This window comes from Streptomyces sp. NPDC047917, from assembly GCF_043204345.1.
Classification (GTDB): Bacteria; Actinomycetota; Actinomycetes; order Streptomycetales; family Streptomycetaceae; genus Streptomyces; species Streptomyces sanglieri.
Genome location: NZ_JBIDCA010000001.1, coordinates 65,222 through 91,725, shown reverse-complemented (window position 1 = coordinate 91,725; position 26,504 = coordinate 65,222). Strand labels below are relative to the sequence as shown.

17 protein-coding genes, 2 tRNA genes and 1 other RNA gene are annotated in these 26,504 nt (G+C 70.0%); 9 read left to right on the top strand and 11 right to left on the bottom strand.

All coding sequences use genetic code 11. The features are described from left to right. Positions 1-86: 86 nt before the first annotated feature. From ACGF8B_RS00370 to ACGF8B_RS00355, 4 genes are all read right to left on the bottom strand, one after another. On the bottom strand, positions 87-1,799 hold the full coding sequence (locus ACGF8B_RS00370; RefSeq protein WP_392733404.1) for a mobilization protein: 1,713 nt from the start codon (positions 1,797-1,799) through the stop codon (positions 87-89). Next, positions 1,796-2,137, bottom strand: a complete 342-nt coding sequence (locus ACGF8B_RS00365; RefSeq protein ID WP_392733403.1) for a plasmid mobilization relaxosome protein MobC — start codon at positions 2,135-2,137, stop codon at positions 1,796-1,798. The genes ACGF8B_RS00370 and ACGF8B_RS00365 overlap by 4 nt, the downstream gene beginning before the upstream one ends. Positions 2,138-2,451: 314 nt before the next feature. Beyond that, on the bottom strand, positions 2,452-3,789 hold the full coding sequence (locus tag ACGF8B_RS00360; RefSeq protein ID WP_392733402.1) for a hypothetical protein: 1,338 nt from the start codon (positions 3,787-3,789) through the stop codon (positions 2,452-2,454). A gap of 255 nt (positions 3,790-4,044) precedes the next feature. Next, positions 4,045-5,565, bottom strand: coding sequence for a DnaB-like helicase N-terminal domain-containing protein (locus tag ACGF8B_RS00355; protein WP_392733400.1), 1,521 nt, complete (start codon positions 5,563-5,565; stop codon positions 4,045-4,047). Between the two features lie 278 nt (positions 5,566-5,843). On the opposite strand from ACGF8B_RS00355, the gene ACGF8B_RS00350 reads away from it, so the two are divergent. From ACGF8B_RS00350 to ACGF8B_RS00340, 3 genes are all read left to right on the top strand, one after another. Further along, positions 5,844-6,383 (top strand): helix-turn-helix transcriptional regulator, encoded by a 540-nt coding sequence (locus ACGF8B_RS00350; RefSeq protein WP_392733399.1) that lies wholly within the window; start codon positions 5,844-5,846, stop codon positions 6,381-6,383. Positions 6,384-6,554: 171 nt separating this feature from the next. After that, positions 6,555-6,851 (top strand): helix-turn-helix domain-containing protein, encoded by a 297-nt coding sequence (locus ACGF8B_RS00345; RefSeq protein ID WP_392733397.1) that lies wholly within the window; start codon positions 6,555-6,557, stop codon positions 6,849-6,851. Next, positions 6,848-8,617 carry a tyrosine-type recombinase/integrase gene (locus ACGF8B_RS00340; RefSeq protein ID WP_392733395.1) on the top strand — a complete coding sequence of 590 codons (1,770 nt, stop codon included), beginning with the start codon at positions 6,848-6,850 and terminating at the stop codon, positions 8,615-8,617. The genes ACGF8B_RS00345 and ACGF8B_RS00340 overlap by 4 nt, the downstream gene beginning before the upstream one ends. A gap of 129 nt (positions 8,618-8,746) precedes the next feature. Here ACGF8B_RS00340 and ACGF8B_RS00335 read toward each other — a convergent pair whose 3' ends face one another. The 4 genes from ACGF8B_RS00335 to ACGF8B_RS00320 all read right to left on the bottom strand — a co-directional run bounded on the left by ACGF8B_RS00335 (position 8,747) and on the right by ACGF8B_RS00320 (position 15,130). After that, positions 8,747-11,824, bottom strand: coding sequence for a type I restriction endonuclease subunit R (locus ACGF8B_RS00335; RefSeq protein WP_392733393.1), 3,078 nt, complete (start codon positions 11,822-11,824; stop codon positions 8,747-8,749). A gap of 3 nt (positions 11,825-11,827) precedes the next feature. Beyond that, on the bottom strand, positions 11,828-13,114 hold the full coding sequence (locus ACGF8B_RS00330; protein ID WP_392733391.1) for a restriction endonuclease subunit S: 1,287 nt from the start codon (positions 13,112-13,114) through the stop codon (positions 11,828-11,830). Further along, a complete protein-coding gene (locus tag ACGF8B_RS00325) occupies positions 13,107-14,660 on the bottom strand; it encodes an N-6 DNA methylase (RefSeq protein WP_392733389.1) in 1,554 nt (517 codons plus the stop codon). The genes ACGF8B_RS00330 and ACGF8B_RS00325 overlap by 8 nt, the downstream gene beginning before the upstream one ends. 382 nt (positions 14,661-15,042) lie before the next feature. Further along, a tRNA-Ser gene (locus ACGF8B_RS00320) sits at positions 15,043-15,130 on the bottom strand. Positions 15,131-15,283: 153 nt separating this feature from the next. Between ACGF8B_RS00320 and ffs the strand changes: the two genes are divergently transcribed. From ffs to ACGF8B_RS00290, 6 genes are all read left to right on the top strand, one after another. Continuing rightward, an RNA gene (ffs, locus tag ACGF8B_RS00315) (signal recognition particle sRNA small type) lies at positions 15,284-15,380 on the top strand. Positions 15,381-15,465: 85 nt separating this feature from the next. Next, on the top strand, positions 15,466-17,712 hold the full coding sequence (locus ACGF8B_RS00310) for a DNA polymerase III subunit gamma and tau (RefSeq protein ID WP_392733387.1): 2,247 nt from the start codon (positions 15,466-15,468) through the stop codon (positions 17,710-17,712). Between the two features lie 146 nt (positions 17,713-17,858). Next, positions 17,859-19,109 (top strand): phosphoribosylamine--glycine ligase, encoded by a 1,251-nt coding sequence (gene purD / locus ACGF8B_RS00305; protein ID WP_392733385.1) that lies wholly within the window; start codon positions 17,859-17,861, stop codon positions 19,107-19,109. A 494-nt stretch (positions 19,110-19,603) separates the two neighbouring features. Continuing rightward, positions 19,604-21,487, top strand: a complete 1,884-nt coding sequence (locus tag ACGF8B_RS00300; protein ID WP_392733383.1) for a hypothetical protein — start codon at positions 19,604-19,606, stop codon at positions 21,485-21,487. 271 nt (positions 21,488-21,758) lie between these two features. Beyond that, positions 21,759-23,222 (top strand): N,N-dimethylformamidase beta subunit family domain-containing protein, encoded by a 1,464-nt coding sequence (locus tag ACGF8B_RS00295; protein ID WP_392733381.1) that lies wholly within the window; start codon positions 21,759-21,761, stop codon positions 23,220-23,222. Between the two features lie 264 nt (positions 23,223-23,486). Beyond that, positions 23,487-24,398, top strand: a complete 912-nt coding sequence (locus tag ACGF8B_RS00290; RefSeq protein WP_392733379.1) for a phosphoribosylaminoimidazolesuccinocarboxamide synthase — start codon at positions 23,487-23,489, stop codon at positions 24,396-24,398. A 65-nt stretch (positions 24,399-24,463) separates the two neighbouring features. Here ACGF8B_RS00290 and ACGF8B_RS00285 read toward each other — a convergent pair. From ACGF8B_RS00285 to ACGF8B_RS00275, 3 genes are all read right to left on the bottom strand, one after another. Beyond that, positions 24,464-24,536: transfer RNA gene (locus ACGF8B_RS00285), tRNA-Gly, on the bottom strand. A gap of 22 nt (positions 24,537-24,558) precedes the next feature. Continuing rightward, positions 24,559-25,170 (bottom strand): response regulator, encoded by a 612-nt coding sequence (locus ACGF8B_RS00280; protein ID WP_392733377.1) that lies wholly within the window; start codon positions 25,168-25,170, stop codon positions 24,559-24,561. Further along, positions 25,167-26,492 carry a sensor histidine kinase gene (locus ACGF8B_RS00275; RefSeq protein ID WP_392734412.1) on the bottom strand — a complete coding sequence of 442 codons (1,326 nt, stop codon included), beginning with the start codon at positions 26,490-26,492 and terminating at the stop codon, positions 25,167-25,169. The genes ACGF8B_RS00280 and ACGF8B_RS00275 overlap by 4 nt, the downstream gene beginning before the upstream one ends. Positions 26,493-26,504 lie beyond the last annotated feature (12 nt).

The window sequence follows — 26,504 nt, the reverse complement described above, 5'->3', positions numbered from 1 at the left end:
AGGAGGGCGTTCAGATCGGCATCGCTGCGCGTCATCCGCCCATGATGGCGAAGCAGCGACAAGCGGTACTGCTCGGTCTTTACGGTTCAGCGCTGTCGTGGGGAACCGTTCGCGGGCCTGGTTCCGATGTGTGCGGGGCGTCCTGGCGCGGAGACGGCGCGGGCGCCGCTTGCGCGCCGGTCCTGGGATTTCTGGGGATCAGCGGGGAGGTCGGCCATCCGCCGCAGCCGCCACACGAGCACGTCGCTCACGCGTTCCGCCGTGTCCAGTTCTCGTAGGGCAGCTGCCTGGGTGAGCAGGGTGGTGGGGTTGTGGCCGGTGATTCGGGCTTCGTGGAGGGTGGCTGCGAGAGCGGGCCAGCCGGGTTCGGCGAGGATGCGGTCGGCCAGTTCGGGCAGGGCGTGGCGTACGGCGGTGGCGTGGTGGCGTTGCCAGGAGGGGGCCAGGCGGCTGCCCTGCTGGTGGAGCAGGGCCATGGGGTGGCCGGCGGCGGCCGGGTAGGCGGCGCGAAGGTGTGCGGCGGCTCGGTGGGCGGCTTCGGCCTGCTGGGCGTGCTGTTTCCTGGCGTGCCAGTGCGCGGTGGCGGTGATCAGGAAGACCAGCATGTCGATGACCATCGCGGTGGTGGCGCCGTCTTCACCTCGGCCGAGGGCCGGGCCGCTATGGACGAGGTCGCGGGCGGCTCGGCGCAGAGCGTGGTCGTGGCCGCGTACGGCGCGGATGTGGGAACGGGAGGCGCGTTCGAACGCCGTGGCTGCTGCCTGGAGTTCGTGGCGGGTATGGGCGGCGGAGGTCTGGGCGAGGGCGTCGAGGACTTCGCCGGTGGCGGCGATCTGCGCGGCGATGACGCCGTCGTCACCGTGGTCGATGACGAGCAACGCCCGCCAGGCGGCGCTGGTGGTGCGCCGACGTGCGGACGCGGGCCCGATCACCGACGGCAAGGCAGGCTGCTGGGTGGGGGCGTCCGGGTTCTGGGTCCAGCGTTCGCGGATACGGGGCAGGGAGAGGTCCGGGGCGAGCTTGGAGCCGGAGTGGAAGACCGGCTCGCCCTTGCCGTTACGGTCGCCGGGGAGGGCGACGGTGTAGCCGAGAGTGTCGCCCGACGGCGCGATACGGCGTCGGACGAGCAGGCCGGTCGCGCCGAGGCGGTCAAAGAACTCCTCCTCGCCCGCCGCACCGGCCACCGAGCGACGGACCGCCTCCCGCAGCTCCTCGCGCGGGGTGCGCTGCTGGCCGCGGCGTTCGGCCTTGTGGCGCTCGGCGCTGGTAGGGCGCTTTGCGGCAGTGCCGTCCCCGGGTTTGATCCGGCGCAGGCCGTAGTCCGCTTCGATGAGGCGGGCCTCGGTCTGGGCGTGGCGAGCTTCGTTGTGCAGGCGGGGCCGTCGGCCGTCGTCGCGGACCAGGGTGGCGATGATGTGGATGTGGTCGTCGGCGTGCCGGACGGCCGCCCACCGGCAGGCGGCATCGTCGGGGGCGATGCCGGTGGCGACGACCATGCGGCGGGCGATGGCTGCCCAGTCGTCGTCGGACAGCATCGGGTCTTCGGGGCTGGCACGTACGGACAGGTGCCACACGTGCTTCTTGGGGCGTCGGTCGGCGAGCAGGGCGTTGACGGGCTGGTCGAGCAGCCGCTGAAGCTGCCCGTAGGTGGCCTGCGGGTCGCGGCCGGGGTCGGGAGTGAGCGGGTCGAAAGCCGCCACCAGGTGCGGGTCGGTGTGCTCTTCGTGGGTGCCAGGACCGTACAGGTAGCGGATCAGGCCGATCGTCTCGCTGCCGCGCTTGTGGATGCGGGGGATCACGCCGGGGCACCGCCGTCGCGATGGGTGAGCAGGGCATCGGCGGCGTCCTCCATCCGGCGGGCCGCGCTCAGGACGGCCTGGGCGGTGGTGTCGAGGTGGGGCGCGTCGGCGCCGGAGTTGAGGGTCTTGGCGACCTGGTTGAACAGGCCGTGGATGCGGCCCAGGTGCCGGCGCGCGGCGAACACCTCGTTGAGGACTTCCCGTTCGGTGGCGATCTCGGCGGCGGTGCGGGTCAGGTCGCGGGCGGCCTTGTCGACGGCGTAGGCGAGGAAGGCGGCGTTGGTCATCTGGCATGTAGCTGCTGCGTCGGTGAAGCGCTTGTATTCGGCGTCGTTCATGCGGCAACTGGGCTGGTGCAGGCGCTTGTGGGGCTTCGGCTGGCGGGCGCGCTGACGCCGCCGCGAAAGGGATTCGGCCTGCCGTCCCTCTTCAGGCTGCGGCCCGCCCTCGGCCGCAGCCGACTGGTCCGGTGCCCCCTGGCGCAGGACCGGTCCCGCCACCCCTGGGGCGGGAACTCCGGGAGCATTGCTCCCGGGACAACTTGCTCCGCCTGTTGCTGGGGTGGTGGTCGGCTGCTGCTGGGATGCGGCGGGTTCGTAGTGGGGAACGTGCACTGGTATCTCCGTCTCAGGCCGTCGTTGCGGTCTCGGAATCAGGAATCCGCGCGTGTGGCCCCGAGCTGGGACTTGAACTCGCGGACGACTCGTCCTGCGTCGTTGCTGGAGACGCTGTAGCCAGCGTCGCGCACGGCGTCCTCTACTCGGTCGCGTCCGACGCGGCCGGTCTCCTCGTACATGCGGCGGGTGAAGTCGAGGATGACTTCGTCGGAGGCGCTGGACTTGCGGCCGGACCGTTTCACCTTCGGCGGGTGGTGCTTGGCCGATGGGCTGTGTGAGGCACTGCCCGTGGGAGGCGGAACCGCTTCTCGCAGGCGGGCCATCGGGCCGGAGCGGGCAATGGGACTCGGGCGGAAATCCGGGCAGGGTTTCCCATCGACCAGGTCTGATGGGTGCGGGCGGGCGTGGTCTTCTGCCCGCCCGCCGCAGTCCGCCGGTGCGTCGGCTTCTGCCCGATAGGAACCGGGCCGTGCTGCGGGCAGGTCGACCGGCTGCCCGACGAGCGTGGCCCATCGCTCGGGCAGGTCGATGGTGGCCAGGGCGGCTGCTTGACGGCGGGTGGCGAGCTGACACAGCAGCTGCTCGTTGCGGAGTGGGTCGGCGTCGATGCCGGAGCGGGCGAGGGCCTTGGACAGACGACGCACGGTACGCCGGCCTGCCCGTTCGGTCCGCTGCCCGGGCGTCATCTCGGCAAGGCGGGCGGCCAGGGCGACTGCCCGCTGGGTGGCCCGGTCGCTGATGATCTGAGCGGCGCCCTGGTCCTGCTCGACGATCCCCAGACGGGCGAGCAGCCGCTCGCGGGCCTGCCGTGTGAGGACGGCGGCGAGTCCGCGGGAATTGGCGTCGGGAGTGCGCTGGCGGAGCTCGATGCCCATGGCCAGGTGCCACAGAACGGCTGCCATCACCGGGCCAGTGAAGGCGCGTACGGTGCCGCCGACCGGTCCGGCTTCGGCGTAGGCGGGGATGGTCTGCATAGCGGTGATCACCCAAACGAGGACCCCGGGCAGGCCGGCCGCCTGCCTCGGCCCGTGCAGGTTCTGCCGGGCCATCAGCGCCATCGAGAACAGAGCGAGTTCCGCGGCGGCAAACATCGCAGCGCGCTCGGCGGTGTTGCGCATGTCGAGGTAGTGGGCGGCGAACCGCCAGCTGGTGTCCGCGCTGTAGGCGGTGCACACGAGCGCCGCCACGGTGGCGGTGACGACGGCAGCCGAGAGACGCAGCTTCCCGTTGCGGGGGAGGTACCGGCTGCGTCGGGCCCTCAGTCCCGCGAGCAGAGCGCCGGCGGTGACGGCCAGGACGGCCGCGGGCAGGAGCAGGCTGTCGGCGTACAGGAGCGAGGTAGCGGCAAGTGTTTCGGATATTGCGGGCGGCATGTGCGGATCTACTCCGAGGGAGGGCTGGGAAGTCGATCACGGCGTTCACGGAGGGGGCGTACACGCGGGGCCCCCTCCTAAAGGGGGCCCCGCGCGTGATCGCTTGGGAGCGTGTACGGCGTGGACGCTCGCGTGATCGCTCTACCTGCGGTTTTGCGTTGAGCGTGAGCGCTGTGTGAGCGGTTCACGAGGGAGTGCGGGCGTGGGAGCCGCGTGTACGGTCGCGTGAACGCTTCGAGAGGGCTGGTGAGAGGGTCAGCCGACGGAGGTGAGGTGGCGGGCGGAGGCGTAGTAGCGGGCCTGCTGGCCGCCTCCGACGCCTCCGGCGATGCCGTCGGCCTTGGTAGCCAGGCCGCTGTCGACGAGGCGGCTGAGGTGACGTCGCGCCTTCTCGATGTCGGCTCGTTCGGGATCGCCGCCACCAATGAGGATGGTCGCCAGGTCGCGTGCGGTCAGCCCGCCTGGGGCGTTGCGCAGCAGGACGGCGGGGTCCTTGGTGGGGTCGACGGTTGTGGTGCCGCGTACGTGGTCGTGGGTGACGTCCAGCGGGCCGACTTCTCCGGTGGGGGTCTTGAGGTGGTGCAGGGTGACTGCGGGGTCGCCTGCCCGACCGGTGACGAACAGGACGCTGCCCGCGCCGGCGGTGATCCAGGTGGAGCCGTAGACCTGGTCCAGGCTGGGTCGCTGGCCACGTGGGGCATCGGCGGTGGCCTTGCGCTGGTGGTGCAGCTCCAGGATCTCCACGCCGTTGCGCAGGGCGCGCATGCGGGCGTTGTGGAAGGCGACCGCGAGGCTGTCGTCGACCATCGTGCTGACCGCGTCCTTGAGGCTGTCGATCACGATGGTGTCGGCCCGGTGCGCGGCAGCGAGGTCGGCGAGGAGGTCGGGCTCCTTGTCGAGGGTGGCGGGCAGCGGGCCCTCCCAGACCACTAGCCGCTCGCGCAGGATCTTCTCGTCGGTGGGGAAGACGCGGCGGGCCATGGCCTTCGCGATCTGTTTGGGCCGGTCCATGGCCAGGTAGAGCACGCGCCTGCTGGGGGCGACGGGCATCTCCAGGACGGTCTCCTGAAGGCCGAGGCGGGCGAAGATCACCTGGTGGGCCAGGGTGGTCTTGTCGACGCCCGGAGCGTCGACGATCATCAAACTCTCGCCGGGGGCCCAGACGGTCTTCTCGCGTGTGCCCCACAGCGGCTCGGTATCCGCGCCGCTCTCTTTGACGAACGACCACCCGTCTGTCGCGAAGCGCGACAGGCGCCCCTGCCCCGAGGCGAGCGCGCGCTCGCGTTCGGCGCGTACGTCCGCTTCGGCCTCGCTGCGGATTGCCTCGGGATCCGCGCCGGGCTCCTGGGCCCGCTGGAGGGTGCGTAGGGCGGAGGTCACCAGGCGGCGCAGGTCGGCCTTCTCGCGGACGATCTCCGCGTGGTACTCCGCACTACCGGTGCCGTAAGGCACGTTGGCGAGCTGGGACACATAGGCGGGACCGCCCACGCGTTGCAAGTCACCTTGCTGTCGGAGCAGCTCGGTGAGGACGATCGGGTCGGTCGGCCTGTCCTCGCGGTGCTGGACGAGAAGCGCGCGCCAGATGGTCTCGTGTGCGGGCCGGCAGAAGGCGTCGTCCCCGAGGATGGGCCGGAGCGCGTCGATGATGTCGGCTTTGTGCATACAGGCGCCGAGGACCGCGCACTCGGCGTCCAGGTTGAACGGAGGCCCCATCGGCATGGAGCCCTCGCCGAAGCGGGATGGCATCTGGGATGGCAGGGTCGTACCCTGGGGCATGGAGCTCCTTCACCCGGCAGGCCATTACGGGGCGGCAACCCCGGCCTCGGGTTTCGATCGTTCAGGGATGGATGGTTGTGCGGTGGAGCCTCTACTTCGGCCCCGGTGTTCGTAGCACCGGGGCCGCTTGCGTGCACGGATTCGTCCACCGCTGTACGGCGGAACACGACCATAGCCGAGATTTTCGGCAACGCAACGCCTTGCATTTCACTCCGCAACGATGTTTAGTTGTGGACGCTGGCCCCAGTGGACCCGATGTCGCGTGAAGGGGGGTGCGAGTGAGCAGCGAGGAAGGCGCGGAGCGCGCCGGCCCCGGCCGTCCGGTGCCGGAGGATCACGTCGCCACACGCATCAAGCTGGAACGCGAGGTCCGCGGTTGGAGCACGGTGAAGCTCGCAGAGGAGATGGCCGCCGTCGGCCATCCGATCAACCAGTCCGCGATCTGGCGCATCGAGAGCGGCAAGCCCCGTCGCAGGGTCAACCTCGACGAGGCGCTCGGCTTCTGCAAGGTCTTCGAACTCACCATGCAGGACCTGACCGGACCGCCAGGCGAACTGGCCACGCCCCGCATCCGCCAGCTCGCACGTGAGTACGTCCAGATGACACTGGAGTACCGCCACATGCGAGCAGCCATCGACCGGAACCAGATGGACCTGAGCGAGATCCAGAGGGAACTCGACGCCTACGGGGACAAGGGGCCCGAGTACAGAGGGCAGGTTGACGAACTCCTCCGGCTCGAAGAGCGGGCCCTGCAGAGGAGCATTCACCCGTCCCGGGCTCACCTGCGAAACCAAGGCCAGCCACCCACTGGCGACTAGCCAGCCGCTGCCCCTTCCCACGGCGCTACGAACGCCGAGGAGCATCACTCGCGGCGACCTCCGCCGCCGACGACCATCCACCGACCCATCCATCCCTGAACGACGCCACCGGCCAGGCCGCCGGGAGTTGCCGCTCCCGCGACGCCGCGAAGCCGGCGGGAGGAGTACCCCATGCCGCAGCCCGCCCTGCCCGTTTCCCAGATAGCCCAGCTCCTGGACGTCCCCGAAGATGCCCTGCGCACCCTGATGGTCGAGCGCCGATCCGTCGGCGACACGACCCTGGTAGCCCTCACCGTCGCCGAGGCCGCCCGCCGGATCGGCATCGGCCGCACCAAGCTGTACGAGTACGTCTCCTCAGGTGAGATCGCCTCGGTCAAGATCGGCAGCTTGCGCCGCATCCCAGCGGAGGCGGTGAACGACTTCCTCGCCCGCCGCCTGTCGGCGACCGACTTCGGGGCCGCCGCATGACGCGCGCCTCCGCACCGAAGTCCCGCCAGCCCAACGGCGCCTCGTCCATCTACCTCGGTAAGGACGGCCGCTGGCACGGTCGTATCACCGTCGGCGTCAAGGACGACGGCACCCCGGACCGCCGCCACGTCAGCCGCAAGACCCGCGCCGAGGTCACCAAGGTCGTCCGCGAGCTGGAGCGCCAGCGTGACAAGGGAGCCGTGCGCAAGGCCGGCCAGTCGTGGACCGTGAAGACGTGGCTCACCCACTGGGTCGAGAACATCGCCGCCGCGCACGTCTCGGAGAACACGATCGACGGCTACCGCGTGGCGGTCTACCACCACCTCGTCCCCGGCCTGGGCGCCCACCGCCTGGAGAAGCTCGACCCCGAGCACCTGGAGCGCCTCTACAAGAAGATGCAGGACAACGGCAGCGCCGCCGGCACCGCCCACCAGGCTCACCGCACAATCCGCACGGCGCTGAACGAAGCCGTGCGTCGCCAACACCTCACCTCGAACCCGGCCTCCATCGCCAAGGCCCCCAAGGTCGAAGAGGAGGAGGTCGAGCCGTACACGGTCGAGGAGGTCCAGCACCTGCTCGCCGAGGCCGCCAAGCACCGCAACACCGCCCGCTGGGTCATCGCGCTCGCCCTCGGCCTGCGCCAAGGCGAGGTCCTCGGTATGCAGTGGGACGACGTCGACTTCGAGCTCGGCGTCATCCGCGTACGCCGCGGCCGCCTGCGGCCCCGCTACAAGCACGGCTGCGGCGACCGCTGCGGACGCAAGCCCGGCTACTGCCCCCAGAAGATCAACACTCGCCGCGAGACGAAGAACGCCAAGTCCCGCGCCGGCCAGCGCCCCATCGGTGTCCCCGAAGAGCTCCTCCAGCTCCTGCGCCGACACAAGGAGGACCAGGCCCGTGAGCGAACTGTGGCCCGCGACCTCTGGGCGGAGAAGGGGTACGTCTTTACCTCGCCCACCGGCGAGCCCCTGAACCCGAACACCGATTACCACAAATGGAAGGAGCTCCTGAAAGCCGCTGGCGTCCGCGACGCCCGCCTACACGACGCCCGCCACACTGCGGCGACGGTCCTGCTCATCCTCGGCGTCTCCGACGCGGTCGTCGACGCCATCATGGGCTGGGAGCCCGGCAAGTCCGCCCGGATGCGCCGCCGCTACCAGCATCTGACCAGCCGAGTCCTCAAGGACACAGCCGCCAAGGTCGGCGGCCTCCTGTGGGGCACGGGCCAGGCGGAGGAGGGAAGTGCTGCGCCGGAGGCCGGCCAGAGCCCTATCCCCGCCGAGCTGACGGTTCACGTCGCCCGCCTCGGTGAGCGCCGCGTCCCCTTCCTCCACCGCGAGCACGCAGACGAGGTCGTCGCACGCTGGAGCGAGGACTGGCCCGACCACTCTGCCAAGGTCGAGGAATGGGACCGCTGGCGCTGGGAACACCAGGGCCCCAGCGGCGCGAGTGCCATCCGCGACCGCGTACCAGAGCGGACCGTGGTCTTCCATGCCCGAGCTCGGTTCCTCCCCGGCGGGGAACGCGCGACAACCGCCGTCCCAGAGCAGTGGTCGGTGCCGACCTGGGACTTCGAGACCCATCGCTACACCGACTGCGCCTCGGTTTGGCGCACGGCCCGACGCCCCGGTACGGGGCAGGAGGTCGAGGCCCAGGTGCGAGGCACGGACAAGACAGCCGTCGGGGTGGCCTTCGCCGAAGCGTGTGCACAGGCTGTGGATCGCGCGCGGCATCCAGGGAAATACGGGGACACTGACGACTGGTAGTGCCCCGGGTTGCCGCCCGCCGTGGCGAATCAATGGAGTGCCGGCCAGGTGATGCCGGGGTATACATCGGGCCCACTCGCGAGTGAGGCCCGGCAACCGCCCACAGGTTGCCGGGCCTCAGTGCGTACATCAGTCGACGAGATAGTGGGCTTCGACGTAGGCGACGGTGGAGCCGTAGGGCTCTCCCACCGGCTTCAACATGTACCGGCGGAAGACCGCGGCGGCGGCACGGCGGACGCCGCGGTTGCGGGCCTCAGCGTTGTCCCATGACTGGGCGAGGGTGCGCTTGACTACCTGGTCGATTTCCTCGGCTAGGTTCTGCTCCGTGACGGTGAGGCCGGGCGGCGCGTGGTCGCGGATGATCCGCGACAGGACACCCACGTGGTCATCGTCCAGTACGACGGCTTCGTCGGGGTGCTTCTCAACGTTCACGATGGCACTGGCAACCCGGAGTGCTTCCGCCAGGAACTCCAGGGCGTCCTGGGCGTTCTGGATGATTCGGTCCCGCAGCTGTCTGATCCGCTCTGCCAGGGCGGTGTACTTCGCGGACCCCGGTTCGACGCCTTTCTCAAGGGCGGCCTTGATGTGGTCCAGGATCTCCGCCGCAGACGGCGGCCTCTTGTCCTCGCTGTCGTCCTTATCGGGCTTGGGACGGACGAGGGCCAGCAGCTCCTTGAGGATCGTGATGCCCTGGGCATCCAGGACGAGGGCTTCTTCCTGGGAGGCGGCCACCGAGAAGGAGTGGACGTGGGCGTTGATTATTTCCAGGACCATCGGCCCCAGCTCGCCCAGTCGCTCCCTCCTTTCCTCGTCGGAAGACTTCTTGAACAAGGTCGTGTACGCAGACCCGAAGAGCCCGAACCCGTCCTGGTACTTGGCGACCCGCTTGTCCGAGTTGATGAGTGGGTACAGGCGGGCCAGAAGCCGGTAGTTCTTGCTGAAGACCTCGGCGGCGGCAGGATCGGCGTCCAGGAAGCTGTTGACGACGCGTACGGACTCGTATCCGTGGGCTGTGAGGTCGAGGCCGTCCACGTCCGCGAGGAGGTCCTCGATGCGGGCGAAGGTGGTGCGGAACTCGGCGACCAGATCGGTCAGGTCGGTGACGAACCCGCCTCCCTTGCCAGCAGACCCCTCCGAAGTGGGGTCGACGACGGCACGCTGGACCTCTTCGGCCAGGCTGATGTAGTCCACGACCACGCCAGTGGTCTTCACAAATCCGGCCGGGGACACCCAAGTGCGGTTCGGGCGGGTGATCGTCTGGAACAGGTTGTGAGCCTTCATCGGCTTGTCCAGGTAGAGGACACCCTCGTTGGGGGCGTCGAACCCAGTCATCAGCTTGGCCGTCACGACCAGGAAGCACAGCGGGTCATCCGGAGTGAGGAATCGTCGCTTCTGGTCTTCCTCGTCGACCTCGGAGAGCCGGTAGGGCCGCATGGCCGCTTCTTCGGTCTTGGCGTCCGAGACGTGGATATTCACCTCTGCGGTGATCCGATCGTGCTTGCCGACCTCGGCTAGTACTTGCGCCGCCTCGTAGCCGGCCAGCAGCTCGTTGATCTTGTCCATGTACGCCACGGCCAGCTCACGGTTGTAGGCGACGACCTGCGCCTTGAGGCCGTTGCGATAGGTGCTGGCCAGGTAGTGGTCCACGATGTCCTGGCAGACCGTGTGGATGCGTTCCGGGTTGGCAAACACCGAGGTGAGGCGCCCGAACTTGCGGGACAAGATTTCACGGTCGGGGTCGTCGAGGTCGAATTCGTCGGCGAACTGGTCGAACTCGGCCTGTAGAGCCCGGTCGCTCATCTCGAAGGTGACCGGGTGCGGGTCCAGCATGACTGGAACGGTCGCCTCGTCCTGGAGAGACCGGGACACCGAATATCGGTGCAGCACCCTGTTCGGGTCGGTCTCCTCGCCGAAGAGGGCGAAGGTGTTGGTGGCGAGGTTCCTGATGGGTGTGCCGGTCATGCCGAAGAACTTCGCGTGCGGCAACGCTGCGCGCATCTGCCCCGCCAGGGACTCTTCCTCGGATGACTGGGTGCGGTGTGCTTCATCGACCAGCACGATGATGCTGCGGCGGGTCGACAGGTTCTTGCCGGCGTCGGCGAACTTGTGGACAGTCGTGGAGATGACGCCGCGCACATCGTCAGCCAGCAGGGAACGCAACGCCTTGCTGGTGGAGGGCTGGTGGAAGTAGGCGTCGCCCATCGCGGAGGTGAAGACCCCGGAGGTTTGCCGCACGAGCTGGGTTCGGTCCGAGAGCAAGATGATCGTGGGCGACTCGGTGCGGGTGTCAGCCAGCAGCAGAGAAGCAGCGAACACCATCAGCAGCGTCTTCCCGCTGCCTTGGTGGTGCCAGACCAGACCTTTCTTGCCGTCGGCCAGGACCCGCCTGTGGATCAGATGGGCGGCCTCCATCTGTGGGTAGCGGGGCAGGTACTTCTTGTCCGCCCCGCCTCCAGAGGTGTCGAAGAGGGCGAAGTTGGCGAGCATGTCCAGGACCGTGGCCGGGTTGAGCAGCAGTTCGACGGAGCGCTGCACGTCGGCCCGCCCGGACAGGTTCTCGTCGTCGTCAGTGGATCGGAACGGTTGCCACAGGTTCAGGGGCGCACCAGCGGCACCGAACCGCAGCTTCAGCCCGTCGGAGGCGACAGCGAAGACATTGGAGGTGAAGAACCATGGATATTCGGTGGCGTACACGTCGTTGATCTCGCGTGCGGCCTCGGCCCACCCTGACTTAGCGGTCGGTGACTTCACCTCTACGACAACGAGGGGTAGGCCATTGGCCCAGTACACGAGATCGAACCGGCGGGGGGTCTTGCCAGGGATGGTTATGGTCACCTCGTCCGACACGACCAGGGTGTTGGTGGTCGGGTGCTCGAAATCGATGACCTTCAAGGCGTGCCACACACCGTCGGCGTCCCGGAACTCCTTGTGACCCCGAAGTAGGTGCAGCACCTGCTCGTTGGCTCGCACCAGCCCGCCTTCGACGGCGTTGACCGTGGCGACGATCTCCTCCACCACCGCGTCCGGGTCGTACCCAGCGATCACCTTAGGATTAAGCCGGACGATGGCATCCCGCAGGTGGCTGACGAGCACCGTCTGTGTCGTCTCACGCGGCAGCGACCTGCCAGCTGTGAAGTTCCAGCCCATCGGCAAGGACCATTGGATCATCAAGTTCTGGAACTCGCGCTCCCGAATGCCCTTTGCCACGGCTCAGACCTCCAACTCGGCAGACATGATGTCGATGGAGCGGTCCAGCAGCCCCGCTAGCAGCCCGGCCCGGGCTTCACGGAGGCGGGCGGCCTCTGTGCGGGTTGCCGCGACGAGCTCGCTCATCGAGTCGAGTTCTGTCGCAATGCGCTCCTGGTCGGCGACGTTCGGGAGACGCACTAGCATCTGGACCGCCCGCCTAGACCCGATGTGCTTGATGTTGGTTCCGCCAGCGACGTCACGGAATTGCCCGGACTCGTACGCCCACAGGCACCAGTGCTTGACAAACGCCGGAATGCTGACGCCTTGGATGGCGCGATAGCGAAGCAGGGTGTTCTGGAAGCAGACCGGAGCTGGGAGCTCGTCCCGCCACATGGCTGGCATTCCCACTGCGGTCTCGCTCGCGCTCCCCTCGGAGACGAGGACGTCCCCGTACCGGAGCCCGAAGGTTTCACGCTCGCTCGGGTTGAAGTCCATCTCAAGTACGTCGGAGAGGTCAAGGGTTCCGTAGCCGACGTTGGCAGACCGTAGGTAGGAAGTCATATGCGGGCCGGTGGCGCGTTGCGGTGAGCGCTGGCGTCCCATCGTGATGCTGAATGCTTCGTCCGCGCGGACTTCATCAGCTGAACTGTCGGTCATCGAGTCGGCGCGAAGGCGGCGAAGAACGTCTCGAAGCGCATCTGCCTCCATATCGAGCGCGGTGACCTGGTCATCCACCGCGTCAAGCACGTCGACGATCCGCGCTTGTACCTCGCGAGTGGGGATCGGGAGTTGGATCTGCAACAGTTGCTCTGGGTTGAGACGCTTGCGCCGTTGGACTGTCCCGCTCACTCGGTTTTTCATCTCTGCCCACAGTCGCGGTGAGCCGCAGACATGCCTCATCCAGTCGGGCATCAGTTCTGAGCCGAGCGTGAACGTCGGGAATTCGTTGCTGACGACAAATCCGTCGTACTCGGCAGGTACTACAGTGATTGGTCCTTCCCACGCAGTCAGTTTTCGCATTACGACTTGGTCGGCGCGCAGCACGTTCATCGCCGCGTACTCTGTATCTCCACCGTCGAGTTCACCCTTAGCGATAACTCCCTTCCCTGCATTCAGGACCCCAGCTAGGCGGTAGGTAGTTCCAGGCTTCATCGGTGTGCGCTGGATGTCGAGGCGCATCAATTCCCCGAGCGGACGAAGCGGATAGCCGCTACTCTCCAAAGCCTTCGATCCCTGCGGCGGAACGGCTACCTTGCGACGCGCGGGAGTCTCCAGGTCGCCGAGGCTGATTTGCTGCCAGTCACTCATCGAAGCCCTCGATCCCGGCGGCAGAGAGGACCTCGAGCATGTGCTGCTCGGTCTTCTGGCGCTCGGTGCGGGCGATGTTGTAGGCGTCGATGAGGGTGCCGAGGTCCTCCTGCACGGCGGCAGCCTGCTTGATGTAGCGGCCGATGTTGAGGTCGTACCCGTTCGCCACGATCTCTATGGTGGGGACAAAGCGCGCCGAAAGGCCAGCCTCTCCGTCACCGTCGGAGCCTGAGTGGTAGGCCGTCACGACGTCGGTGATGTCTGCGTCAGTGAGAAGGTTGCGATTCTTGGCTTTGGTGAACCGTGCGGAGGCGTCGATAAACAGCACGCCTCCCTGCCGATCCGAGGTCTTGGTGCCAGGGGCGCGGAACACGAGGATGCAGGTCGGAATCGTCGTGTTGTAAAAGAGGTTCGCCGGCAGCCCGATTACGGCCTCCAAGAGGTTGTCGTCCAGGACGCGCCGGCGGATAGCTGCTTCCTGGCCAACTCGGAAGAGGACGCCGTGCGGCAGGACGACGCCGGCACGGCCCTTCTTCGGGTCCATGCTGGCGATCATGTGTTGCACGAAGGCCCAGTCTGCCGACGACTGCGGGGAGACCCCTCCGATGGCGCGCGGGTCGTTGGTCCAGGGCTTCCACTTCAGGCTGTAGGGCGGATTGGCGACAATCACGTCGAATTGCTTCACGGACCCGTCCGGCTTCTTGAAGCGCGGGTCTCTCAGGGTGTCGCCGACCTCGACCTTGAACTCGGTCAGATTGTGCATGAACAGGTTCATGCGGGCCACACCTGCAGTGTCCGTTACCGCCTCCTGCCCGTTCAGGCTGAGGGAGTACCCCCGCCCGCCACGGGCCTTCAGAAGGCTCGCGGCGGCAATGAGCATGCCGCCAGACCCGCAGGTCGGGTCGTACACCGACTCATAATTCTTGGGGGCCAGCAGCCTGATGATCAGCTCGACGACCTCACGAGGGGTGAAGAACTGGCCAGCGCGCGTGCCGGAACCGTCGGAGAAGCGCTTCAGCAGGTACTCGTACGCTCCGCCGAGCACGTCGTGGGACATGTTGCCCTCGTGCATCTTGGGGGAGCGATCCATCGCCCGCATGACCGACGCCAGCACCTCCCCTGGCAGCACCGTTTCGGAGGTCCAGGTCATGGATCCGAACAGGCGGGAGAACTTGTCAGGGTTCGCCGACTCGATGGCCTGGAGGGAAGCTCGAACCCGCTGCCCGAGGCCGTGCTGGGCGACGGTGGCGAGGATGGATGACCAAGAAGCGCGACGCTCCTGGACGGTGCCAGCGTGGATGAACGGAATCTCGAACGACTGGTGGTCGCGGTACTCGATCTCGCGGGCTTCCTCGGGGGAGAGACCGTCCAAGCCCTCGTACTGGGCCAGGAACTCCTGGTGGTTGTGCTCCCAGGTGTCCGACAGGTACTTCCAGAACATCAGCGGGAAGACGACCGAGGAGTACTGCGCTTCGGGCATTGCCACGCGCAGCTCGTCGGCGGCGTCCCACAACCGGTTCTCGATCTCCTGCTGGGTCACTGCCATCAGTCGGGGGTGTCCTTGCTCGTGTCTGGGGGGGAGCGGTCTAGAAGCCGCGGAGTCTCCGTTGGGCATCCTATTTTGGCCGTCTGACAATGAGGCCGTGGTCGACCTCTCTGCTGGCCGGTTCAAAGGGCCGACTCGGGCTGGGTGCGGCCCGCACGTTGCCGTGAAGCCTCATGTTGGTCGCCCAGGAGGGTCTTGGCCTCGATGCGGTCGACGATCACGATCCTGGTGTCCTGGCCGTCTGCAGGGAGCAGCCGAAGCCCGTCCGCGGAAGTCCACGACTGTCCGCCCCATGCAACTGAGACCAAAACTGAGACCACCAACGTCGAAGGCCCCCGCAGCAAGCTGCGGGGGCCTTCGACGTATTGCCCGGTGAGAGCAATGGCGGAGGATACGAGATTCGAACTCGTGAGGGGTTGCCCCCAACACGCTTTCCAAGCGTGCGCCCTAGGCCACTAGGCGAATCCTCCGCGGCAAACAATACAAGACGTTGAGGAGTGCTCGCGAACCCGTTCCCCCGGAGATCGGTTCGGGCTCGTTCCGAGGTGGGTCCGAGGTCGTCCCGGGCGGTTCCGGAAGGTGGGGGAGTGGACCGGCGGGGGTGGGGATCGGCTAAGGTGGGCGTCAGCCCCTCACGTGGCGCTATCTGACTGAACTCCCCCAGGGCCGGAAGGCAGCAAGGGTAGGTCGGCTCTGGCGGGTGCGTGGGGGGCCCTTGTGTTTCCCGGAGCTTCCCGGGGCCTTCCCGATGGTGCTTCGCACGGTCCGGGGCCGGTTGTCGGTGCGCCCGGATAACCTCGTATGTGTGTCGTCCCTTGCGCTGTACCGCCGCTACCGCCCCGAGTCGTTCGCCGAGGTCATCGGTCAGGAGCATGTCACTGACCCGCTCCAGCAGGCCCTGCGGAACAACCGGGTCAATCACGCGTACCTGTTCAGCGGTCCGCGCGGCTGTGGCAAGACGACCAGTGCGCGCATCCTGGCCCGCTGTCTGAACTGCGAGCAGGGGCCGACGCCCACGCCCTGCGGGGAGTGCCAGTCCTGCCGGGACCTCGCGCGCAACGGGCCGGGGTCCATCGATGTCATCGAGATCGACGCAGCCTCGCACGGTGGCGTGGACGACGCCCGTGATCTGCGGGAGAAGGCGTTCTTCGGGCCCGCCTCCAGTCGTTACAAGATCTACATCATCGACGAGGCGCACATGGTCACCTCGGCGGGGTTCAACGCCCTGCTGAAGGTGGTCGAGGAGCCGCCGGAGCACCTCAAGTTCATCTTCGCCACGACCGAGCCCGAGAAGGTCATCGGCACCATCCGGTCGCGTACGCACCACTACCCGTTCCGCCTGGTGCCGCCGGGAACCCTGCGCGAGTACCTCGCCGAGGTCTGCGGCAAGGAGAACAGCTCCGTCGAGGACGGTGTGCTGCCGCTCGTGGTGCGGGCCGGGGCCGGGTCCGTGCGTGACTCGATGTCGGTGATGGACCAGTTGCTGGCCGGCGCGGGCGACGACGGTGTGACATACGCCATGGCGACCTCGCTGCTCGGTTACACCGACGGCTCGCTGCTCGACTCGGTCGTGGACGCCTTCGCGGCGGGCGACGGTGCCGCGGCGTTCGAGGTCGTGGACCGGGTGATCGAGGGCGGCAACGACCCGCGCCGGTTCGTCGCCGACCTTCTGGAGCGGCTGCGCGACCTGGTGATCCTGGCCGCCGTTCCGGACGCCGGGGAGAAGGGGCTGATCGACGCCCCCGCCGATGTCGTCGAGCGGATGCAGGCCCAGGCGTCCGTTTTCGGCGCCGCCGAGCTGAGCCGCGCCGCCGACCTGGTCAACGAGGGGCTCACGGAGATGCGCGGCGCGACCTCGCCGCGTCTCCAGGTCGAGCTGATCTGCGCCCGGGTGCTGCTGCCCGCGGCCTTCGACGACGAGCGCTCCCTGCAGGCCCGGCTCGACCGGCTGGAGCGGGGTGCCTCCTTCGCGACCACGGGACCGGGGCCCGCCATGGGGTACGTACCCGGGCCGGAGGCACTGGCCCACGCCCCCGTGCCCACGGCACCCGCCGTACAGCCGGGCACCGGGCCCGCCGTCGCGCGTGCGGCGGTACGGGGCGAGGCCCCCGCACAGGCCCCCGCACCCGCGCCCGCACCGGCCCAGGCGGCACCGCCCGCCCCCGAACCGGTCCAGGCCCCGCAGCCCGCCGCCCCCGTCGCCTCGCAGTCGCCGGCCGAGGCGGCCCCGGCCGGCGCGGGCGGCCAGCGGCCCGGAGCCTGGCCCACTGCCGCCGCGCCGGAGTCGGGCCGGCGGCCCGGTGGCTGGCCGACCGCTTCCGCCCCGGGCCAGTCGCCCGTCCCGCAGTCCGCTCCGGCCGCCGCGCCGGCCCAGGCCGCGCCCTCGGCACCGGTGCCCGCCGCCGAGCCGGGCCCCGGCATGGCCCAGGGCGCCGGCCAGGTGCGGAACATGTGGCCGGACATCCTGGAGGCGGTGAAGAACCGCCGCCGCTTCACCTGGATCCTGCTCAGCCAGAACGCCCAGGTGACCGGCTTCGACGGCACCACCCTGCAGATCGGTTTCCTCAACGCAGGCGCGCGGGACAACTTCGCGAGCAGCGGCAGCGAGGAAGTGCTGCGGCAGGCGCTCGCCGAGCGCTTCAACGCGCAGTGGAAGATCGAGGCCGTCGTCGATCCGTCGGGCGGCGCCGGAGCACCTGCGCAGACCAGCGGCGGGCGCCCCGCCGCACCGCCCGTGCAGCAGTACCAGGCCCCCGCGCCCCAGCAGGGTTACGAACCCCGGCCGGCCGCTTCCCCGCAGCACCAGCAGCCACAGCAGTCACAGCCGGGGCACCAGCAGCCGGGCAGCGCCTCCGCCGACCCCGCGCCGCAGTCGTACTCCGCACCGCCGCAGCAGCAGTACTCCGCGCCCGAGCCCCCGCGCGCGGTCGCCCCCGAGGACGACACCCCGGAGGCCGACGACCCCGACCTCGTCGACTCGGCGCTCTCCGGGCACGACCTGATCGTCCGCGAACTGGGCGCCACGGTCGTCGAGGAGTTCACCAACGAATAGACAACGAATAGAAGCGAATAGACAGAAACGAAGTCTTCTGGACACGAATGGACGGGGCGCGCTCAAGGCCCCGCCGCCGCTCCCCGGGGTGTCCACGTACCGGCGTCCGTCAAGAGGGCCGTGCCCCGGCGGCTAGGCTGCACCCCGTGAAGGTCCTCGTCATCGGCGGCGGCGCCCGCGAACACGCCCTGTGCCGCTCTCTGTCCCTCGACCCCGACGTCACCACTCTGTACTGCGCTCCCGGCAACGCCGGTATCGCGGAGGTGGCCGAACTGCACCCGGTCGATGCCCTCGACGGCGACGCCGTCGCGCGCCTCGCCACCGACCTGGGCGCCGAGCTGGTGGTCGTCGGCCCGGAGGCGCCGCTCGTCGCCGGGGTCGCCGACGCCGTGCGCGCCGCGGGCGTCCCCTGCTTCGGCCCCTCCGGCGAGGCGGCCCGGCTGGAGGGCTCCAAGGCGTTCGCCAAGGACGTGATGGCCGGGGCAGGCGTCCCGACCGCCCGTAGCTACGTCTGCACCACCCCCGCCGAGATCGACGCCGCTCTCGACGCCTTCGGCGCCCCGTACGTCGTCAAGGACGACGGTCTCGCCGCCGGCAAGGGCGTCGTCGTCACCGATGACGTCGAGGCGGCCCGCGCCCACGCCCTGGCCTGCGACCGCGTGGTCATCGAGGAGTTCCTCGACGGCCCCGAGGTGAGCCTCTTCGCGATCACGGACGGCACCACCGTGCTGCCGCTCCAGCCCGCGCAGGACTTCAAGCGCGCCCTGGACGACGACGAGGGCCCGAACACCGGCGGCATGGGCGCGTACTCCCCGCTTCCGTGGGCCGACCCCAAGCTGGTCGACGAGGTCATGGAGTCGGTGCTTCAGCCGACCGTCGACGAACTCCGTCGCCGCGGCACCCCGTTCTCCGGGCTGCTGTACGCGGGCCTCGCGATCACCTCGCGCGGCGTCCGGGTGATCGAGTTCAACGCCCGTTTCGGTGACCCCGAGACCCAGGTGGTCCTGGCCCGTCTGAAGACCCCGCTGGCCGGTGTCCTGCTCGGCTCCGCCAACGGCACGCTCGACGAGCTGCCCCCGCTCAAGTGGCGCGACGACGCAGCCGTCACCGTGGTCATCGCCTCGCACAACTACCCGGGCACGCCGCGTACCGGCGACCCGATCGAGGGGCTCGACGACGTTGCGGCGCAGGATGCCCCGCACGCGTACGTCCTGCACGCGGGCACCAGGCGCCAGGGCGACACGATCGTCAGCGCGGGTGGCCGGGTGCTGTCCGTGACCGCGACCGGCAAGGACCTCGCGGGCGCCCGGGAGCGTGCCTACACGGCGGCGGCCCGCATCCGCCTCGACGGCTCGCACCTGCGTACGGACATCGCTCGGAAGGCCGCGGAGGGCTGAGTCCGGCGCCTTTCTGGGAGGGCTGAGTCCGGCGCCTTCCCGAAGGGCCGTCCGGTTTCCCCGAGGGGCCAAAGGGCCGCCGGGCCTCTCCGAAGGCCCGTCCGGCTCCCCAGGTGGGCCAAGGGGCCATCGGGCTTCCCCGGGAGGGCCGTGCGGGTCCCCCGGCGGGGCAAAGAGCCGCCGGGCTCCTCGAAGGGCTACCGGGGGCAGTTGTTCCCCACCGGGGCGGCTGTTGCCACGGACACCGCCCCGAAACGCTCTGACGAGCACCGACGCGCCGCTGCCCCAAGGAAAGCGGCGCGTCAGCACCTTTGCCCAAAGCCATTCCATCGAGTGACGGCTGCGCCATCCGGATGACGCCCGCCGAGGCCCCAACTAGGGTGCGGCGCAAGCATTCCGGCACTTGGCCCACTGGCATTGCGATGTCGGTGACGGGTGCCACAGTGGGGGAGTGAGCAACACCGCCGTGGGGGCAGAGGGGGTGACGTCCGGACGTGTCCGATACCGGTGCAAGTGAGGAGCTGGGTGCGCTGAGCGCGCGTGCCCGGGCTCATGCTCTGCTGCGCATCCGCGGCAGGGCGGCAGCCGTGGCGATCCTGCCGGCGGCGGTGGCCGTCGTGCTGCTCGTGGCGGGCGCCCAGGGCCTCGCCGTGGGCAGCGGCTGGGACACGGCGCGCTGGGCCGTGACGGCCTGCGCGGTCGTCGTGCTGCTGCTCGCCGCGGCGGTCGCGGTCGCGATCGTACGGGCGAGGCCGGCGGTCAGTCCGACCGTCCCGCTCCCGGAGAAGGCCGCCCCGGATCTCTACCGCCTGGTCAGGGACCTCGCCGACCGGCTCGGGGTTCCCGCGCCCTCGGCGATAGCCCTGACGCCCGACTGCGACAGCTGGCTGGAGGACCGCACCCACCCCTCGGCGCGGCCCGCGCCGGGCACCGGCCCGGATTCCGCGGTCCGTTCCCGCCGCCGGGTCCAGGCGGCTCCGGTGCTGGTCATCGGCTCGCCGTTCCTGTGGTGGATGCGGGTCGCCGAGCTGCGGGCGGTGCTCGCCCCGGTCGTCGCGGGCACGGGCCCGGCCGCGCATCCCGACATAGCCGCCGCCCGTCGCTTCGTACGCGGGCTCGACGGCGCGGTCGCCGACGCCGCCGCGCCCGTGCAGGGACCGCTGGCCGGGCTGCGCAGAGTGCCCCGCGCCTTCGTCGGCCGGATCGCCAGGCTGCTGCTGCGCAGCTGCCGCAGCCATGCCGCCGAGATGGAGCGGGGCGTCGCCGCCGCCGCGTCGGTCCGTGCACAGGGTGTGGATTACGGTCTGCGGATCGTCGCCCAGGAGCAGGTCGGCCTCGCCTACGCGGGCTGGGACCGGCTGCTCACCAGGGTCGCCCTGCCCGCCTGGCGGATGGGCCGCTGGCCGTCCCGGCTGGACGCGGGCGTGGTGTCCGCCCTCACCGAGCTGTCCCGGCGCGACCGGCTCGCCGACGGATTCGCCTCGCGGCTGGGTGAGCGCCCCGCCTGCGACCTCCTGGAGGAGCCGGGCGCGGCCGACGAGGCGGCATCGCTGCTGGCGGCCCGGCTGTTCCACGGCGGCCCGGCCCGCACGGGCCCGGACTGGTCGCCGGTCGACTGGCAGCAGTACCCGGAAGAGGTCGTCGACCGTAAGTGGCGCACCGAGGCCGCCCGCCTGCACCGCGTCCTGGACTCGATGGCCCCTGCGGCACCCGCATCTCCTGGGCGCCTCGCATCTCCCGGTCCCTCCGCGTCCCCCACGTCCCCCGCATCTCCCGGGCCCGCCACGGCCGCGACGGACGGGGCCCCTGGCGGTTTCCACGGCCTCGGCGAAGCGCATGTCCACCCGGATGCTCCCTCCCGCCCCGCCGCCTGCCCCGTCGACGCCGGGATGCCCACGCTGGCCCGCGTCGTCGAGCATCTGGCCGGCCGGACCGGGGGCGGTGAGGAGCTCGCCGCGAGGATCAGCGCCGCGGTGGCCCGCGAGGAGGCCGTGGCCCAGCAGCACCGGTCCGGTGAGACATCGAGCCCGTCAGGCGCCCCGGCAGGCGCGGGCGCGGACGTCCTGGGCCCCTGGGGCCCCGACGCCCCCTGGGGCCCCGACCCCCTCCCGCTCTTCCCGCTCCAGCCGCCCCGTACGGGCACGGAGCTGCTCGCCGACCATGTCGCGGCGATGGTCTGCTGCGCGGCGGTGGACACGGCGGGCGCGGCGCCCGGCCTCGACTGGCTGGACGGTCCCGCGCTGCTGATCGACGGCGAGCGCCGGGCCGACCTCGGCAGTCCGGTCCTGAGCCTGGTCGAGGACGGGGACGCGGAACCGCTGCGGTCCTGGCTCGCTTCCATCGGCGTACGCACCGACAAGCCCGTCCGCCTCGTCTGAACCAGCAGCCCCGGCAGTCACACCACAAACGCCCCAACACCCGGAATGGCACGTTCCGTTCACATCAATTCGCGACGAACGGTGACGGACCGCATGCGTTATGTGATGTGCTGGGGATCAACGCTGACAGTCGGCGCAGTGCTGTTGGCGCACCGATGACGCATGACCAGCGGCGATCGGCGATCGATGATCCACGATCGACGATTCGCGATCGACGATCGGCCATCCACCATCGACTGCTGTCTCGGGGGACCTGAGGGAGGGAAACGGTATGGGGACGGAGCAGATTCGGCGATGGGAGTCGGGTGCCCTCGCGCATGCCGTCTCCGACCCCTTCGGCCAGGGCCCGCTGCCCTGGCTGCGCGGCAGCGAGAACTACTTCGACGACACCGGCCATGTCGTCCCCTGGTACGCCGACCCCGCCCTGACCCGCGGTTCCACGGACGGCGGCACGCGCACGGCCGACGATGTGCACCGCCAGATCAAGGGCTTCATCTCCACGGGCGCCGCGGCACCCGGCGAGGCGATCGACTTCCACGTCACCGTGGACCCGCCCCAGCAGTTCTCCGTCGACATCTACCGCATCGGTCACTACGGCGGCGACGGCGCCGCCCAGATCACCACGAGCCCCCGGCTCGCCGGCATCGTCCAGCCCGCGCCGCTCACCGCCGACCGCACGGTCTCCTGCCACCACTGGTGGCAGTCCTGGCGGCTCCAGATCCCCACCTACTGGTCGATCGGCGCGTACGTCGCCGTGCTCACCACGCTGAACGGATACCGCTCCCACATCCCGTTCACGGTCCGCGACGACCAGCCGGCCGATCTGCTGCTGGTCCTGCCGGACATCACCTGGCAGGCGTACAACCTCTACCCGGAGGACGGCCGCACCGGTGCCAGCCTCTACCACGCCTGGGACGAGCAGGGCTGTCTCCTGGGCGAGGAGGACGCCGCGGTCACCGTCTCCTTCGACCGCCCCTACGCGGGCGCCGGTCTGCCGCTCCACGTCGGCCACGCCTACGACTTCATCCGCTGGGCCGAGCGGTACGGCTACGACCTCGCGTACGCCGACACCCGCGATCTGCACGCCGGCCGCGTCGATCCGGCCCGCTACCGGGGCCTGGTCTTCCCCGGCCACGACGAGTACTGGTCGGTGCCGATGCGCCGCACCGTCGAAAGCGCCCGCGACGGCGGCACCTCACTGGTCTTCCTCTCCGCCAACACCATGTACTGGCAGGTCAGCCTCTCCCCGTCGCCGTCCGGCGTCCCGGACCGCCTGCTCACCTGCCGCAAGCGGCGCGGCCCCGGCAAGCCCGCCCTCTGGCGCGAGATCGACCGCCCCGAGCAGCAGCTCCTCGGCATCCAGTACGCGGGCCGGGTCCCCGATCCGCACCCTCTGGTCGTACGGAACGCCGAGCACTGGCTCTGGGAGGCGACGGGCGCGGGCGAGGGCGACGAGCTCGACGGCCTGGTCGCGGGCGAGGCCGACCGCTACTTCCCCCGCACCGCACTCCCGGAGCACGAGAGCCGCATCCTGCTCGCCCACTCCCCGTACCTGGACAGCGAGGGCGTCAAGCGCCACCAGGAGACATCCGTGTACCGGGCCCCGTCCGGGGCGATCGTCTTCGCCTCGGGCACCTTCGCCTGGTCCCCGGCGCTGGACCGCCCCGGCCATGTGGACCCGCGCATCCAGCGGGCCACCGCCAACCTCCTCGACCGCATCTGCAAGCGCGACTGAACCGCATCTGCAAGCGCACTGAACCGCAGCGGCAAAAGCGGGTCTGCACCGCGGCTGCACGCGTGACTGAACCGCGGCTGCAATCCGAGCGCCGTCGAACCGCGGCTGCAGTCCGAGCGCGACTGAACCGCGGCTGCAAGCCAAGCGCCGCCGAACCGCCCATGGGGCCACGGAAGTCGGCGCCACGGACGCCCCGCCCCACTCCGCCGCGCTCCGGTACGGGAGAATCGGAACGACTCCTGGATCAACCTACGCGGAGGCAGCGTGTCCGGATTTGTAGAAAAGCCCGAGCCAGTGCAGGTCCCGGGGCTCACCCACCTGCACACGGGCAAGGTGCGCGACCTGTACCGGAACGGGGCGGGCGACCTCGTCATGGTCGCCAGCGACCGCATGTCCGCGTACGACTGGGTCCTGCCGACCGAGATCCCGGACAAGGGCCGGGTGCTCACCCGGCTCTCGCTGTGGTGGTTCGACCAGCTCGCCGATCTCGTACCGAACCACGTCCTGTCCACGGAGCTCCCCGCCGGAGCCCCCGCCGACTGGGCCGGCCGCACCCTGATCTGCAAGTCGCTGCGGATGGTCCCGGTCGAGTGCGTCGCCCGTGGCTACCTCACCGGCTCCGGCCTCGTCGAGTACAAGGAGTCCCGCACAGTCTGCGGTCTCCCGCTGCCCGAGGGGCTCGTCGACGGCTCCGAGCTCCCGGAGCCGATCTTCACCCCCGCCACCAAGGCGGCCGTCGGTGACCACGACGAGAACGTGAGCTTCGAGGAGGTGGCCCGCCAGGTCGGTACGGAGACCGCCGAGCTGCTGCGCCGCACCACGCTGGACGTCTACGGCCGGGCACGTGACATCGCGCGCGAGCGCGGCATCATCCTCGCCGACACCAAGTTCGAGTTCGGATTCACGCCCACCGCCGACGGCGGCGAGGAGCTGATCATCGCGGACGAGGTGCTGACCCCGGACTCCTCGCGCTTCTGGCCCGCGGCCGGCTGGGAGCCGGGCCGGGCCCAGCCCAGCTACGACAAGCAGTTCGTACGCGACTGGCTGACCTCACCGGCCTCCGGCTGGGACCGCGGGAGCGAGCAGCCGCCGCCGGCGCTGCCCCCGGAGATCGTGGACGCGACCCGGGCGAAGTACCTGGAGGCGTACGAACTCCTCACCGGCACGTCCTGGTAGGGAAAACCCCCGACAGAACACGAAGAAGCCCCCGGCCGGAAGGCCGGGGGCTTCTTGCTGAACCGAGCGGACGACCAGGTTCGAACTGGCGACCTCAACCTTGGCAAGGTTGCGCTCTACCAACTGAGCTACGTCCGCAAGCGCCGAAGCGCGAGAACCACTATACCCATCCGCGCTGCCGTGCGAGACGCACCGCGGCATGCCGATTCTCCGCGCCGAGCTTCGAGGCGGCCGCGGAGAGGTAATTCCGTACCGTTCCCGGCGACAGCGACGCCCGCTCCGCGATCTCCGCGACGGGTGCCCCGTCCGCCGCCAGCTCCAGCACCTCGGTCTCCCGCGCGGTCAGCGGAGAGTCCCCGGCGGAGATCGCGTCGGCCGCCAACTCCGGGTCCACGTAACGGTTTCCGGCGTGCACGGTGCGGATGATCCCGGCCAGTTGCCGGGCGCTGACGGTCTTCGGAACGAAGGCCCGCACCCCCGCCTCCAGCGCCCGCTTGAGGTGTCCGGGCAGCCCGTGGCTGGTCACGATCATCGTCCGGCAGCCGGGCAGTTCGGCCCGCAGGGATGTGGCGACACTCACACCGTCGGCGCCCGGCATCTCCAGATCGAGGACCGCCACATCGGGCCGGTGGGCCCGGGCCATGGCCAGTGCCTCGGGGCCGGTCGCGGCCTCCGCGACCACCGCGAGGTCGTCCTCCAGGGCCAGCAGCGCGGCCAGCGCGCCCCGGATCAGGTGCTCGTCGTCGGCGAGCAGCACCCGTACGGTCGTCATCGTCGTTCCTCCTGAAGTGCGGGTGCCTCCCGGGCGGCAGGCGGCTTGCCGAGGCCGGCCGGGGGCGCCGCCGGCCCGAGCGGGATCGTGGCGATGAGCCGGAACGTGCCGTCCCCCGCCGGGCCCGCGTCCAGCGAACCGTCGACCACCCGCAACCGCTCCCGCAGCCCCGCGAGCCCGGAGCCGCCCGGTCCGGAGCCGTCACCCGCCCCGGCGCTCCCGTCCCGCCCCGCGTCGGCCGCCGCCGCCCCGTCGTTCTCCACCAGCAGCACGACCTCGTCCGCCGAGGTGCGGAGCCGGATCGTGCAGTGGCGTGGATCGCCGTGCCGCAGCACATTGGTCGCCGCCTCCCGCACGACCCAGCCGAGCGCCGACTGCACGGGCGCGGGCAGCCGGTCGCCGACGTCGCCCGTCACCTCGCACCTGATCCCAGCGGCGCTCAACACCCCTCGGGCGCCCGCCAGCTCCGTACTCAGATCGGCCTCCCGGTAGCCCCGTACGACATCGCGCACCTCCTGCTGCGAGGTGCGGGCTATCCGCTGCACCTCGATCATCTGGTCCACCGCCTCCGGCCGGCCGCGCTGGGCCAGCTCCACGGCCAGCTCGCTCTTCAGCGCGATCACGGCGAGATTGCGGCCCAGTACGTCGTGCAGGTCCCGTCCGAACCGCAGCCGCTCCTCGGCGACCGCGAGCCTGGCCTGGAGATCCCGGGCCTCCTCGGCCTGCCACATCACAGCCAGGCTCCAGGCGCTGGGCCGTACGGCGATCAGTGTGAGCACGCAGCCGAAGAGCATCGTCGGCACCACGCCGGCCAGTGCCGCGCCCCGCACCCCGACCGCGGCGAGGACGCCGACGCCCAGCGCGGCGACGGTGAGCGACTGGACCAGGAAGGTGCGGACCGGGGTCACCAGGACCTGCGTTATCGCGGGCGCCACCGGAGCGTTCATGGTCATGACGAGCAGCCCGCTGTCGGTGACCCCGTCCACCCCGGCCATCGTCGCCAGCAGCCCCAGGCTGACCAGCAGCAGCACCAGGGGCGGCAGTTGCCGCCGCCGGGGGAGGACGGCGGTGCCGAGGTAGTGCGCGTACGACAGCCGGACGTTGCGGTTGCTCAGCAGACACTGCACCAGGCTCACGAGCAGCAGTGCCACGCCCAGGGCGATCGGCAGCGGCGCATGGCGGATGTCCGAATCGAAGGGGGCCAGCTGCCACGACAGGGTGAAGAGCCAGGGCAGCACCGAGAGGGTCAGCCGCGAGTAGAGATCGATCCGCTCCAGCTTGGTGCGCTGCTGCCAGTTGCGGCGCCAGCCCCGTACGAGCACCACGGTGTCTCC

What these genes read in the sequence shown, in the direction of transcription:
- ACGF8B_RS00365 (WP_392733403.1), bottom strand. Translation starts at nt 2,137, where the DNA reads ATGAACGACGCCGAATACAAGCGCTTCACCGACGCAGCAGCTACATGC.
- ACGF8B_RS00360 (WP_392733402.1), bottom strand. Translation starts at nt 3,789, where the DNA reads ATGCCGCCCGCAATATCCGAAACACTTGCCGCTACCTCGCTCCTGTAC.
- ACGF8B_RS00355 (WP_392733400.1), bottom strand. Translation starts at nt 5,565, where the DNA reads ATGCCCCAGGGTACGACCCTGCCATCCCAGATGCCATCCCGCTTCGGC.
- ACGF8B_RS00345 (WP_392733397.1), top strand. Translation starts at nt 6,555, where the DNA reads ATGCCGCAGCCCGCCCTGCCCGTTTCCCAGATAGCCCAGCTCCTGGAC.
- ACGF8B_RS00340 (WP_392733395.1), top strand. Translation starts at nt 6,848, where the DNA reads ATGACGCGCGCCTCCGCACCGAAGTCCCGCCAGCCCAACGGCGCCTCG.
- ACGF8B_RS00330 (WP_392733391.1), bottom strand. Translation starts at nt 13,114, where the DNA reads ATGAGTGACTGGCAGCAAATCAGCCTCGGCGACCTGGAGACTCCCGCG.
- ACGF8B_RS00325 (WP_392733389.1), bottom strand. Translation starts at nt 14,660, where the DNA reads ATGGCAGTGACCCAGCAGGAGATCGAGAACCGGTTGTGGGACGCCGCC.
- ACGF8B_RS00295 (WP_392733381.1), top strand. Translation starts at nt 21,759, where the DNA reads ATGGGGACGGAGCAGATTCGGCGATGGGAGTCGGGTGCCCTCGCGCAT.
- ACGF8B_RS00280 (WP_392733377.1), bottom strand. Translation starts at nt 25,170, where the DNA reads ATGACGACCGTACGGGTGCTGCTCGCCGACGACGAGCACCTGATCCGG.